Here is a 13,042-nt window from a genome sequence, read left to right on the forward strand (position 1 = left end):
GGCTTCGCCCGGGCGCCCCAGAGGCCCCGAGCCCCGCTACGGCAATCGGCCCACCATGAAGGATGTCGCCGCCCGGGCGGGCGTAGGCCTCAAGACGGTCTCCCGGGTGGTCAACGGCGAACCGGGCGTCACCCCCGACACCGAGCGCCGGGTGCAGGAGGCCATCGAGTCCCTGGGCTTCCGCCGCAACGACAGCGCGCGCGTCCTGCGCAAGGGCCGCACCGCCTCCATCGGGCTCGTCCTCGAAGATCTCGCCGACCCCTTCTACGGCCCGCTCAGCCGCGCCGTCGAGGAGGTCGCCCGCGCGCACGGCGCGCTGTTGATCAACGGTTCCAGCGCCGAGGACCCGGACCGCGAGCAGGAGCTGGTGCTCGCCCTGTGCGCCCGCCGGGTCGACGGGCTGATCGTGATTCCCGCAGGTCATGACCACCGCTATCTGGAGCCCGAGATCAAGGCGGGCATAGCGACGGTGTTCGTGGACAGGCCGCCCGGGCAGATCGACGCCGATGTGGTGCTCTCCGACAGCTTCGGCGGCGCCCGCGCGGGCGTGGCCCATCTGATCGCGCACGGGCACCGCCGTATCGGCTTCATCGGCGACCAGCCCCGTATCCACACGGCCGTCGAGCGGCTGCGCGGCTATCGCGCCGCCATGGAGGACGCCGAACTCACGGTGGACGAGTCCTGGGTGTCGCTGGGCTCCACCGCGCCGGAGCGGGTGCGGGCCGCTGTGACCGCGATGCTGACCGGTCCCGACCCGGTCACCGCGATCTTCGCGGGCAACAACCGGGTGACGGTGACGGCGGTACGGGCTCTGGCCGAGCGCGAGCGGCCGGTCGCCCTGGTCGGCTTCGACGACATCGAGCTGGCCGATCTGCTGGGCATCACTGTCATCGCCCAGGACGCCGCGACGCTGGGACGCACGGCGGCCGAGCGGCTGTTCCGGCGTCTCGACGGCGCGGACGACGCACCCTCGCAGGTGGCGCTGGAGACGGTGCTGATCCCGCGCGGTTCGGGCGAGATCCCGCCGTCAGCAGACGGGTAGGCCCGGCACCGGCTCGTCGTTGTCGCCGCCCTTGATGTAGACGTCGCTGACGAGGACATCGGCGTTCCCGCTGTCGTCGTCGGTCTTGGCCCACCAGACGTTCGTCCACTCGCCGTAGGTCTCGCGGCGGCCCAGATTCTGCTGGCAGTAGAAGTAGTTGGTGCCCGCGTTCAGCGTGCCCACCCGGGTGCCGGACGCGGTGTACGAGTTCGCGGTGCGCCAGACCTCGCAGTTGTACTTCCCGCCGCCGATCGCATGGCAGGCGGCCGCGGTGGTCGGGGCCGGACCGCCGCCGGTCGTCGAACCGCCGCCCGTGGTCGTGGTGCTGGAGCCGCCGGTCGACCCACTGGTGCTGCCCGAGGATCCCCCGGTGGCCGAACCGCCGCCCGTGGTACCCGAGTCGGAGCCTCCGGGGACCGTGCCCGGCGCCGGTGGCTTCGCTGACGGAGAGGCCGACGTGGTGGCGCCCCTGCCGGTGGGCTTGCCGCTCGGGCTCCGCTTCCCGTTCGTCGGGCTCCCGCCGGGCTCCCCGGGTGCGCTGGAACCGGCGACCGGGCTCTCGCCCCGGCCGCCCGCGAGCTCGCTGCCCTTGGTGCCGTCCCCGCCCTGGCCGACGAGGGCGTACGTCACGCCTCCTCCGGCGAGCAGGACGGCGAGGACTCCGGCGGCGACCAGGGCCCGCGCCCGACCACGGCCGCCGGACGCGGGAGCCGGGGCATGCGCGGCCGCAACGGCGGCAGGCCCCGGCGGGGCCTGCGGCACAGCGGGGCCGAAGCCCTCGGGCCGGTTCGGCATCTCGCTGAGCTCGGTCGGTACCCGGGTCGACGGGTCCGGCGCCGGAGGCACCACGGAACCGAGCGACACGGTCGATTTGGCGGTGTCCTTGCCCTCCGCCACCGCGGTCAGCAGGCGGGCGGCGGTGTCCGCGTCGGGTCGCTGCGCCGGGTCCTTGTGCATCAGCTGCCGTAGTACGGGTGCGAGCGCCGCGGCCCGGCGCGGCTCGGGCAGCGGATCCACGACGATGGCGTTCAGCGTCGACCAGGTGGACGTGCGGCGGAACGGGGCCGAGCCCTCGACAGCCGCGTACAGGGTCGCGCCCAGCGCCCAGATGTCCGAGGCCGGTCCGGGCGCCTGGCCCTGGGCGCGTTCGGGCGCCAAGTAGTCGAGCGAGCCGACCAGTTCGCCGCTGCGTGTCAGACGGGTGGTGGACCCGTCGCCCGGGTCGTCCATCGCGGCGATGCCGAAGTCGGTGAGAACGACACGGCCGTTGCCTTCGAGCAGCACATTGCCCGGCTTGACGTCACGGTGCAGCACGCCGGCGCGATGGGCGGCGCCCAGCGCCTCCAGCACCCTGGCGCCGATGGCGGCGGCCTCGCGCGCGTCAATGACGCCGCGTTCGCCCAGCACATCGTCCAGCGAGGGGCCGTCGATGAACTCCATGACGATGACCGGGCGGCCCTGGTGCTCGGCGACGTCGTGGACGGCGATGACCCCGGGGTGGCGTACGCGCGCGGCGGCGCGGGCCTCGCGCTGCATACGCACTGTCAGGTCGGCCAGTTCGGGGCCCGAGGAGTCGGTGTAGGTGCGCAGTTCCTTGACGGCGACCTCACGGCCGAGCACCTCGTCGAAGGCCCGCCACACGACGCCCATGCCGCCGCGGCCCAGCTGATCGATCACCCGGTAGCGGCCGGCGATCCGCTCGTTCTCCCCCGAAGACACCGCTGCCCCGATCCTGTTGCGACTCTGGTCGCGTACAGAGTAAGCGGCAGCGGTGACAGCTCCGGGCGGTTGTTACTTGGCTGTGGCAGTGAGGTCTCCGCGGCGCGGCGCGGCGAATCCGTCCAGATCGGCACGGGTCAGACCGGTGAGCCGGGCCACCTCGGCGGTGTCGAGGGCGCCGCAGTCGATGCCGCGCAGCAGATAGCTGCTCAGCGCCTTGGCGGTGGCGGGCTCGTCCATGACGTCGCCGCCCGCGTGGTTGGCGTAGGCACGAAGGCGTGCCGCGGCCTGCTCGAAGCCCTCGCGGTAGAAGGCGAACACGGCGGCGTAGCGGGTCGGCAGATGGCCGGGGTGCATGTCCCAGCCCTGGTAGTAGGCGCGGGCCAGCGCGCGGCGGGTCAGGCCGTAGTGCAGCCGCCAGGCGTCGTGGACCTTCTCGGTGGTGCCGACCGGCAGGACGTTGGTGGAGCCGTCCGACACGCGTACGCCGGTGCCCGCGGCGGCGACCTGCATGACGGCCTTCGCGTGGTCGGCGGCCGGGTGGTCGCTGGCCTGGTAGGCGGCGCTGACGCCGAGGCAGGCGCTGTAGTCGAAGGTGCCGTAGTGCAGTCCGGTGGCCCGGCCCTCGGCGGCGTCGATCATCCGGGCCACGGCCGCGGTTCCGTCTGCCGCGAGGATGGACTGGCTGGTCTCGATCTGGATCTCGAAACCGATGCGGCCCGCGTCCAGGCCGCGCGCCTTCTCGAAGGCTTCGAGCAGCCGGACGAACGCGGTCACCTGCTCCGGGTACGTCACCTTGGGCAGCGTGAGCACCAGTCCGCCGGGCAGGCCGCCGGCCTCCATCAGGCCGGTGAGGAAGATGTCGAGGGTGCGGATGCCGCGCTCGCGTACGGCGGCCTCCATGCACTTCATCCGGATGCCCATGTACGGGGCGGCGGTGCCGTTCCGGTACGCCTCGCCGATCAGCCGGGCGGCGCGGGCGGCGTGCGCGTCCTCCTCGGCGTCGCCGCGGCCGCCGTAGCCGTCCTCGAAGTCGATGCGCAGATCCTCGATGGGCTCCCGCTCCAGCTTGGCCCGTACGCGGTCGTGGACAGGGGCGGCGAGTTCGTCGGAGAGGCCGAGGACAGCGGCGAAGGACGCGGCGTCCGGGGCGTGCTCGTCGAGCGCGGCCAGCGCCTGGTCGCCCCAGGAGCGGATGGTGTCGGCGGCGAAGGCGTCGCCGGGGACATAGACGGTGTGGACGGGCTGGCGCGTGCCGGGGTCTCCCGGGTAACGGCGGGCGAGCTCCGCGTCCACCGGCGCGAGGGAGGCGCTGATGCCCTCGCTGACCGCGCCGGCGAGGCTCGTTGCCACCTTCTCCTGCTGACCCATCCCGTACCCTCCTGTTTTCCGCTCCACGGAATCAATAATCCGTATAGCGAAGTTAATAGGCGGTGACGACCTGCGTCAATGGTCGCCCGAATGACGGCGGGGCCGCGCGGTGACCAACACCGCGCGGCCCCGGCCGCTCACGACATGCGCAGGTCAGCCCTTGCGGGTGTTGACCTCTTCGGTCAGCTGCGGGACGACCTCGAACAGGTCGCCGACCACGCCGTAGTCGACCAGGTCGAAGATCGGGGCCTCGGCGTCCTTGTTGATGGCCACGATGGTCTTCGAGGTCTGCATACCGGCCCGGTGCTGGATCGCGCCGGAGATGCCGGAGGCGATGTACAGCTGCGGGGAGACCGACTTGCCGGTCTGGCCGACCTGGTTGGAGTGCGGGTACCACCCCGCGTCCACCGCGGCACGCGAGGCGCCGACGGCGGCACCGAGCGAGTCGGCCAGCGCCTCGATGATGTGGAAGTTCTCGGCGCCGTTGACGCCACGGCCGCCGGAGACCACGATCGCGGCCTCGGTCAGCTCGGGGCGGCCGGTCGACTCGCGCGGGGTGCGGGAGACGACCTTGGTGCCGGTGGCCTTCTCGGAGAAGGAGACCGCGAGGGCCTCGACGGCGCCCGCGGCCGGGGCGGCCTCCACGGCGGCCGAGTTCGGCTTGACCGTGATGACCGGAGTGCCCTTGGAGACACGGGACTTGGTGGTGAAGGAGGCGGCGAACGCGGACTGCGTGGCCACCGGGCCCTCGTCGCCGGCCTCGAGGTCGACGGCGTCGGTGATGATGCCGGAGCCGATACGGACCGCGAGGCGGGCCGCGATCTCCTTGCCCTCGGCGGAGGACGGGACGAGCACGGCGGCCGGGGAAACGGCCTCGTACGCGGCCTGCAGCGCGTCCACCTTCGGCACGACGAGGTAGTCGGCGAACTCGGGGGCGTCGGCGGTCAGCACCTTCACCGCGCCGTGCTCGGCGAGGGCGGGGGCGGTGGCCTCGGCGCCGGAGCCGAGGGCGACGGCGACCGGCTCGCCGATGCGGCGGGCCAGGGTCAGCAGCTCCAGGGTGGGCTTGCGGACGGCGCCGTCCACGTGGTCGACGTAGACGAGAACTTCAGCCATGGGATTGCTCTCCTGCGAATGCGAAGTGTCTGGGGGCGGTTGGGGAAGTGGCCGAAGCTCAGATGAACTTCTGGCTCGCGAGGAACTCTGCGAGCTGCTTGCCGCCCTCGCCCTCGTCCTTGACGATCGTGCCGGCGGTACGGGCCGGACGCTCGGCCGCCGAGTCCACCGCGGTCCAGGCGCCCTCGAGGCCGACCTCGTCGGCGTCGAGCTCGAGGTCCTCCAGGTCCAGGGACTCCACCGGCTTCTTCTTGGCCGCCATGATGCCCTTGAAGGACGGGTAGCGGGCCTCGCCCGACTGGTCCGTCACGGACACGACGGCCGGCAGGGACGCCTCGAGCTGCTCGCTCGCGGTGTCACCGTCACGACGGCCCTTGACGACGCCGTCCTCGACCGAGACCTCGGAGAGCAGCGTGACCTGCGGGACGCCCAGCCGCTCGGCGAGGATCGCCGGGAGGACACCCATGGTGCCGTCGGTCGACGCCATACCAGCGATGACCAGGTCGTAGCCGGTCTTCTCGATCGCCTTGGCGAGCACCAGCGAGGTGCCCATGACGTCGGAGCCGTGCAGGTCGTCGTCCTCGACGTGGACGGCCTTGTCGGCACCCATGGACAGCGCCTTGCGCAGGGCGTCCTTGGCGTCCTCGGGACCGACGGTCAGCACGGTGATCTCCGCGTCGTCCGCCTCGTCGGCGATCTGCAGCGCCTGCTCGACCGCGTACTCATCCAGTTCCGACAGCAGGCCGTCGACGTCGTCGCGGTCGACGGTCAGGTCATCGGCGAAGTGCCGGTCGCCGGTGGCGTCGGGCACGTACTTCACACAGACAACGATCCTCAAGCTCACGCCGGCTCTCCTACTGCATCGTCTCTATTGAGCTGCCTTCTGTTGGCAGCATAGGCGCCTTACTGGGCGGATCCCGGTCGGGGCAGGCCGCGCACCGAACGAAATATTACTCGTCAGTACACCCAGCTCCTTCCCCATATGCAAGCGCTTAGTACTGTGACCTTGCCAACGCTGCGTAACCGGAAAGTCTCACTCCCTGAGGGAGTTGAAACGTCCTTGGTGATAGAGCAGCGGACGGCCGGCTCCGGCGGGGTCGCCTACGACGGCCTCGGCGATCACGATGCGATGGTCCCCGGCCGGGACACGGTTGATGATCCGGCACACCAGCCAGGCCAGTACGCCGTCGAGAACGGGCACGCCTTCGGGGCCGGTGCGCCAGGAGGTCGGCGGGCCGAAGCGGTCCGCGCCGCTGCGGGCGAAGGTGGCGGCCAGATCGCACTGGTGCTCGCCGAGTATGTGGACGCCTATGTGCTCGGCCCGGGCGATGACCGGCCAGCTGGAGGACGAGGCCCCCACCCCGAAGGAGATCAACGGGGGCTCGGCGGCTACCGAGTTGAGAGAGGTTGCGGTGAATCCGACGGGGTTCTCACCCTGGGCGGTGATCACCGCGACGCCCGCGGCATGCTGCCGGAAGACGGAGCGAAGCAGGTCGGGAGAGGCCAACTGAGGAGTGCCGAGTTCGGGCGAGGCCGTCATGGTGTCCTTCTGGAGGTATGCGAGCGGGGCGGCGGTGGCTGTTCACACAGCCGGACAGCGCGCGCTCGCGTTCCGGGCGAGGTCCACATGAGCCCGCCCGTGGAGAAGGAGTTCAGAAGGCACTGCGTCAGCGTGACGATGCATGGCGGGTGCAGTCAAGCGCGTTCCACGATGTGCGACACGTGTCACGGGGCGTCACACCGCCTGCCCCAGTGCGGCGATGACATCCGCTCTGCGGGGCTGCCCCGACGCGCGGGCGACGATACGGCCGTCCGCGTCGAGCACCAGCACGGTCGGTGTCGTGAGAATGCCGAGGTCCCGGACCAGCGCCAGCCGCTCCTCAGCGTCGATCTCGACATGGGTGACTCCGTCGACCATGCCGGTGACTTCGGCGAGGGTGCGCCGGGTGGCCCGGCACGGCTGACAGAAGGCACTGGAGAACTGCACGAGCGTCGCCCGCTCGCCGAGCTCGGCACCCAGTTCGTCCGCGCCGAGCCGTCTGCCGGCATCCCGTCCGCGCACCTTCAGCCTCCCTCCGCCGCGTTGCTGCCACCCGTGCCGAATGCGCTCGCCGCCGCGAGCACCACCGCACACCACCAGTGCGGTCATCCCAGGCTCCAGCATTCACGAGACTGCAAAGATTCCCGCACCGCTCCCGCCGGTCGGCGGCCACCGGATGCGCACTCGCCGCCGCGTTCCTCAACGCCGTATTCGGGTACTGCCTGGGGTGTGAGCTGTTTCCGCTGCTGCGCCGCGCGGCGCCTGTCCGGTCATGATGTGACAAGAAGGACGTGAGAAGAATCTCGCGCGCCTCAGGCCTCAGGACTGGTCAGCACGCCGCGCATGGGGCACGATCTGCCCAATGCCGAAAACCTACGGCTGCGTAACTTCCGCCGGGAGAACCCTCCCCGGGCACAACAGAAGGGTCTTCTCCAGATGGCAGAGCTCGTCTATCGGCCGGTCATCGGCGCCGCTCGAACCATGTTCAAGGCGCTGGACCTGAAGATCGACACTCAGGGTTCGGAGAACATCCCGCGCTCGGGCGGCGCTGTGCTTGTGAGCAACCACATCAGCTACCTGGACTTCGTCTTCACCGGCCTCGCGGCGCTCCCCCAGAAGCGCGTGGTGCGCTTCATGGCGAAGGAGTCGGTCTTCCGGCACAAGATCTCCGGCCCGCTGATGCGCGGTATGAAGCACATCCCGGTGGACCGCAAGCAGGGCGAACAGGCCTACGCGCACGCGCTGGCCTCGCTGCGCGCCGGCGAGATCATCGGCGTGTTCCCCGAGGCCACGATCTCGCAGTCGTTCACCCTCAAGTCCTTCAAGTCGGGTGCAGCCCGTCTCGCCCAGGAGGCCGGCGTACCGCTGATCCCGATGGCGCTGTGGGGTACCCAGCGGATCTGGACCAAGGGTCGCCCGCGCAATTTCAAGCGCAGCCACATCCCCGTGACGATCCGGGTGGGCGAGCCGGTGGAGGCTCCCGCCGACCAGTACGCGGGCGCGATCACGCGCCGGCTGCGCGAGCGGGTGCAGGAGCTCCTGGAAGCGGCGCAGCGCGCCTATCCCGTACGCCCCAAAGACGCGAGCGACACCTGGTGGGTGCCCGCGCACCTCGGGGGTACGGCGCCGACGCCCGCCGAGGTCCGCGAGGCTGGTTAAGACGTCACACCTGGGGCTGGGGCGGGTGGACCGTGATCCGCGCTCCGGGACTCAACTTCTCCAGCGACTCGGCGAGTTCGGCGGCTGCGGCCCCGAGCTCGCCGATCGTCATGGGGGCCATGGACTCCAGCAGGAACAGCGCGTTCACGGACTGCTCGGTGAGCCGGGTCCGTACGCCCTGACGCCAGTTCCAGCGCCGGCAGGTGACGCCCTCGTCGTCGCACCAGACCACCTCGCCCGCCTCGGGATGCTCCACGGTCTCCTCGCCGCCCGCGACGGTGACGAACGGCTCGTCGCCCGTGGCGCGCAGCAGCCTCATCCCGCCCTTGATGTGGTCGGTGTCCTCGCCTCCGACCGGAATCAGATGGGCGACGCTGACCGCGTTGTAGGCGTCGACCAGCAGATTGATCCGCGGCAGGCCGCCGTCCGCGAGCGCGCGCCTGGCGAGTGCCTCGGCGGAGTTGCGGGTGCGCGACGGCTTGGCGCCGAAGGCGGCGTACGCCTCGCGCCAGGCGGCGATGTGCGGGTCCTCGTGCGGGGCGCGCGGGCCGAGCCGCTCGGCGAGCCGACGGGCGGCGTCGTCGAGGAGCGCCGAACTGTCCGCGCTACTGGGCCCGTTGACCAGACCGCGGGCCTCGACGGCGACGTGGGTGAAGCCGGGCGCGATCGCCCGGACCTCGTCGGACACGGTGAGCGTGAGCGTCATGGTTCTTCGTGCCTCACAGTTCGGCTGAGTACAGGATCCGGAGGATGTCCTGCCCGGACGCCGGACCTCGGGGCGTCGAGCACAACCGGATGCGGTACATCATAGAGCACCGGACAGTCCATCTCATTGGACCAGGTCGAACCCAAGAAAGTGGCCGGCCGGAAGTCAATGACTTTCCGGCCGGCCACATACGTGTGCATGCTTCGCGCTAGGTCCTGTCCGGTCGATCAGGCCGGATCAGTGAGCGGGGTCTGGTGCGTGCGATCGCAGGCCGGAGGATGGGGGTCCCCCCGCCGAAGGCAGGGGGAGAGCCGACGCGGAGCGTCGGCGACTGACGCAACGCGGCATGGGGGCACCTCCCGTGCCCGAAGGGCTGCGGGGGAGTGCGTGCCAGGGCACGCGAGCCCGGCAAGATCGGCCGGACAGGGCCTAGGGCGCCATCTCTTCCTTCAGCGCCTGGACGAAGGAGTCGACATCGTCCTCGGTGGTGTCGAAGGAGCACATCCAGCGGACATCTCCGGCCGCCTCGTCCCAGAAGTAGAAGCGGAAGCGCTTCTGCAGCCGCTCGCTCACATCGTGCGGCAGACGCGCGAAGACGGCGTTGGCCTGGACCGGATGAAGGATCTCCACACCGTCCACAGTGCGTACGCCGTCGGCCAGCCGCTGAGCCATGGCATTGGCGTGCCGGGCGTTGCGCAGCCACAGATCGCGGGCGAGGAGCGCCTCCAACTGCACCGACACGAAGCGCATCTTGGAGGCCAGCTGCATCGACAGCTTCCGCAGATGCTTCATATGACTCACGGCGTCCGGGTTGAGGACGACCACGGCCTCGCCGAACAGCATGCCGTTCTTGGTGCCGCCGTAGGACAGGACGTCGACGCCGACGGCGTTGGTGAAGGCGCGCATCGGCACATCCAGCGACGCGGCCGCGTTGGCTATCCGGGCCCCGTCGAGATGGACCTTCATGCCGTGCCCGTGCGCGTGGTCGACGATCGCCCGGATCTCCTCCACCGTGTAGACCGTGCCCAGTTCGGTGTTCTGGGTGATCGACACGACCTGCGGCATCGCCCGGTGCTCGTCGTCCCAGCCCCACGCCTGCCGGTCGATGAGCTCGGGTGTGAGCTTGCCGTCCGGAGTCGGTACGGTCAGCAGCTTCAGCCCGCCCATCCGCTCCGGCGCGCCGCCCTCGTCGACGTTGATGTGCGCCGACTCGGCACAGATCACCGCGCCCCAGCGGTCCGTGAGCGCCTGGAGCGCCGTGACGTTCGCGCCGGTGCCGTTGAAGACCGGAAAGGCCTCGGCCGTCGGGCCGAAGTGGCTGTGCATGACCCGCTGGAGGTGCTCGGTGTACACGTCCTCGCCGTACGCGACCTGGTGACCGCCGTTGGCGAGCGCGAGCGCAGCCAGGATCTCGGGGTGGGCGCCGGCGTAGTTGTCGCTGGCGAAGCCCCGTACCGCTGGGTCGTGATGGCGTCGGGCGTCGGTCTTCGGCGGTGTCACGGCTTGGGCGTCAGCCACAGGCGCTGTCCATTCGCTTCCCGGGCGGGCCGGTCCCAGACTCCGGCGATGGCCTCGGCCAGTTCAGCCACGTCCGTGAAGCCCGCGAATTTCGCGTTCGGGCGCTCGGCGCGCATGGCGTCGTGCACGAGTGCCTTGACGATCAGGATGACAGCAGCGGCCTTCGGGCCGTCCTCGCCCCCCGCCTTGCGGAAGGCGTCGCCGAGGGCGAGCGTCCAGGCCTCGGCCGCGGCCTTGGACGCGGCGTAGGCGGCGTTGCCCTCGGTGGGCTTGGCCGCCCCGGACTGGCTGACCAGTACGAAGCGGCCCCTGTCGCTGCGCTGCAGCGGCTCCTGGAAGGCGAGGGATGTGTGCTGAACCGTACGGATCAGCAGCTTCTCCAGGAAGGTCCAGTCGCCCAGTTCGGTCTCGGCGAAGGTGGCGCTGCCGCGCCAGCCGCCGACGAGATGGACCAGGCCGTCGATGCGGCCGAACTCCTTCTCCGTCTGGTTCACCCAGTCCCGCGTCGCGGCCAGGTCGAGCAGATCGACCGTGTCGCCGGTGACAGTCGCTCCGCCGTGCGCGTACCGGGCGGCGTCGACCGCCTCGGCGAGGCGGGCGGTGTCCGCGTCGGAGGCCACGACGATCGCCCCGGCGTCGGCGAGCTTGAGCAGGGTGGCGCGGCCCGCAGGACCGGCCGCTCCGGCCACCGCGATCACGGCACCGTCCAGCGCCCCGTTGCCGTTCGTGTTCATAGACCTGGCCTCCTGGGTACGAGTGCTCACGCGGCTGCCTGCTCGACGCTCGCCGCGGTGATCCCCTTGGTGGAGGCGATCACGTTCTTCAGCTTCTTGGAGAGCGCCTCATAGAACATGCTGAGCGGAAACTCGTCAGGAAGCACGTCGTCGACAAGTTTGCGCGGCGGCTGCGTCAGATCGAGAGCATCGGGACCCTTGGCCCAGCGGGAGCCGGGGTGCGGCGCGAGGTACGTCGAGACCAGGTCGTACGCGGCGAACCAGTGCACGAGCTTGGGTCGGTCGATGCCGTCGCGGTAGAGCTTCTCGATCTCGGCGCAGAGCTCGTTGGTGACCTGCGGGGCGCGGTCCCAGTCGATCTTCAGCTTGTTGTCGGTCCAGCGCACCACTTCGTGCTTGTGGAGGTACGCGAAGAGCAGCTGGCCGCCGAGACCGTCGTAGTTGCGCACCCGGTCGCCGGAGACCGGGAAGCGGAACATCCGGTCGAAGAGCACCGCGTACTGCACGTCGCGGCCGTGCCGGTTGCCCTCGGCCTCCAGTTTCACGGCCTCCTTGAAGGCGGTGAGGTCGCAGCGCAGCTCCTCCAGGCCGTACATCCAGAAGGGCTGGCGCTGCTTGATCATGAAGGGGTCGAAGGGCAGGTCGCCATGGCTGTGGGTGCGGTCGTGGACCATGTCCCAGAGCACGAAGGCCTGCTCGCAGCGCGACTGGTCGGCGACCATCTCGCTGATGTCCTCGGGGAGTTCGAGACCGAGGACGTGCACGGCCTCCTCGGTGACGGCGCGGAAGCGGGCCGCCTCACGGTCGCAGAAGATGCCGCCCCAGGTGAAGCGCTCGGGTGCCTCGCGCACGGCGATCGTCTCCGGGAAGAGCACCGCGGAGTTGGTGTCGTAGCCCGCGGTGAAGTCCTCGAAGGTGATGCCGCAGAAGAGGGGGTTGTCGTAGCGGGTGCGCTCGAGCTCGGCGAGCCACTCGGGCCAGACCATGCGCAGCACGACCGCCTCGAAGTTGCGGTCCGGGTTGCCGTTCTGCGTGTACATGGGGAAGAGGACCAGGTGCTGCAGTCCGTCGACACGGGCGGCGGCAGGCTGGAAGGCGAGCAGCGAGTCCAGGAAGTCGGGGACGGTGAAGGAGCTGTCGGCCCACTTGTGCAGATCGGCGACGAGCGCGCGGTGGTAGGCGGCATCGTGCGGCAGCAGCAGGGACAGCTCTTCCACGGCGTCGATCACGCGGTCGAGCGCGGCCTCCACGGTGACCCGGGCGGGGGCGCCCTCGGCGTCGAAGTCGATCGAGCCGTCCTTGGACTGCCAGGGGCGGATCTCCTCGACGGCACTCTTGAGCTTCGGCCAGGCCGGGTGCTCGATCACCGGGGCAGCAAGGGCAGCATTCGGTATGCCCCCTACTGCTGGGTCCTGCACAAGAATTTCCGTCATGTCACTTCCTCCACAGGAGAACCTCGCGTCAAGACACCGTATCTGTGCAGGGTTCTCCCGTACAAGTGAAGCTTTGGGAAATTATCCTGCCCCACCACATGATCGCCGGAGGTTTTGCGGCCCACGCCCGTCAACGCGGGCATGACGCGCCCACGGGAGGGTGACACGGTTCACGCCGCCGCGACGCCGACGGGCCCGCCGGCG

11 protein-coding genes and 2 pseudogenes are annotated in these 13,042 nt (G+C 70.3%); 3 read left to right on the forward strand and 10 right to left on the reverse strand.

Annotated features, from left to right (window positions below; all coding sequences use genetic code 11):
- The first annotated feature begins 55 nt into the window (after positions 1–55).
- On the forward strand, positions 56–1,042 hold the full coding sequence (locus OG741_RS06110; RefSeq protein ID WP_405605424.1) for a LacI family DNA-binding transcriptional regulator: 987 nt from the start codon (positions 56–58) through the stop codon (positions 1,040–1,042).
- Here the strand turns inward: OG741_RS06110 and OG741_RS06115 are convergent.
- From OG741_RS06115 to OG741_RS06140, 6 genes and pseudogenes are all read right to left on the reverse strand, one after another.
- Entirely contained in the window at positions 1,028–2,761 is a 1,734-nt protein-coding gene (locus OG741_RS06115) for a serine/threonine-protein kinase (protein WP_405595797.1), read from the reverse strand. The two genes, OG741_RS06110 and OG741_RS06115, sit on opposite strands and share 15 nt — an antisense overlap.
- A gap of 72 nt (positions 2,762–2,833) precedes the next feature.
- Positions 2,834–4,132 (reverse strand): DUF6986 family protein, encoded by a 1,299-nt coding sequence (locus tag OG741_RS06120; protein ID WP_405595798.1) that lies wholly within the window; start codon positions 4,130–4,132, stop codon positions 2,834–2,836.
- A gap of 153 nt (positions 4,133–4,285) precedes the next feature.
- Positions 4,286–5,248 (reverse strand): electron transfer flavoprotein subunit alpha/FixB family protein, encoded by a 963-nt coding sequence (locus OG741_RS06125; RefSeq protein ID WP_405595799.1) that lies wholly within the window; start codon positions 5,246–5,248, stop codon positions 4,286–4,288.
- 58 nt (positions 5,249–5,306) lie between these two features.
- Positions 5,307–6,092, reverse strand: coding sequence for an electron transfer flavoprotein subunit beta/FixA family protein (locus OG741_RS06130; protein WP_405595800.1), 786 nt, complete (start codon positions 6,090–6,092; stop codon positions 5,307–5,309).
- A 189-nt stretch (positions 6,093–6,281) separates the two neighbouring features.
- Complete coding sequence (locus tag OG741_RS06135; RefSeq protein ID WP_405595801.1) at positions 6,282–6,788, reverse strand: flavin reductase family protein; 507 nt, start codon at positions 6,786–6,788, stop codon at positions 6,282–6,284.
- 195 nt (positions 6,789–6,983) lie between these two features.
- Positions 6,984–7,397 (reverse strand): annotated as a pseudogene (locus OG741_RS06140) (TlpA family protein disulfide reductase).
- 56 nt (positions 7,398–7,453) lie between these two features.
- Here OG741_RS06140 and OG741_RS06145 point away from each other — a divergent pair.
- Positions 7,454–7,564, forward strand: a pseudogene (locus OG741_RS06145) (DUF4395 family protein); the annotation flags it as partial.
- A 160-nt stretch (positions 7,565–7,724) separates the two neighbouring features.
- Positions 7,725–8,447 carry a lysophospholipid acyltransferase family protein gene (locus tag OG741_RS06150; protein ID WP_405595802.1) on the forward strand — a complete coding sequence of 241 codons (723 nt, stop codon included), beginning with the start codon at positions 7,725–7,727 and terminating at the stop codon, positions 8,445–8,447.
- Positions 8,448–8,451: 4 nt separating this feature from the next.
- Here OG741_RS06150 and OG741_RS06155 read toward each other — a convergent pair whose 3' ends face one another.
- The 4 genes from OG741_RS06155 to OG741_RS06170 form a co-directional block, all read right to left on the reverse strand.
- Positions 8,452–9,153, reverse strand: a complete 702-nt coding sequence (locus tag OG741_RS06155) for a B3/4 domain-containing protein (protein WP_405595803.1) — start codon at positions 9,151–9,153, stop codon at positions 8,452–8,454.
- 429 nt (positions 9,154–9,582) lie between these two features.
- Entirely contained in the window at positions 9,583–10,653 is a 1,071-nt protein-coding gene (locus OG741_RS06160) for a threonine aldolase family protein (RefSeq protein ID WP_405605426.1), read from the reverse strand.
- Positions 10,650–11,405, reverse strand: a complete 756-nt coding sequence (locus OG741_RS06165; RefSeq protein WP_405595804.1) for an SDR family NAD(P)-dependent oxidoreductase — start codon at positions 11,403–11,405, stop codon at positions 10,650–10,652. The genes OG741_RS06160 and OG741_RS06165 overlap by 4 nt, the downstream gene beginning before the upstream one ends.
- 26 nt (positions 11,406–11,431) lie before the next feature.
- A complete protein-coding gene (locus OG741_RS06170; RefSeq protein ID WP_405595805.1) occupies positions 11,432–12,838 on the reverse strand; it encodes a DUF6421 family protein in 1,407 nt (468 codons plus the stop codon).
- Positions 12,839–13,042 lie beyond the last annotated feature (204 nt).

Origin of the sequence: Streptomyces sp. NBC_01410 (assembly GCF_045040195.1) — a bacterium.
Classification (GTDB): Bacteria; Actinomycetota; Actinomycetes; order Streptomycetales; family Streptomycetaceae; genus Streptomyces.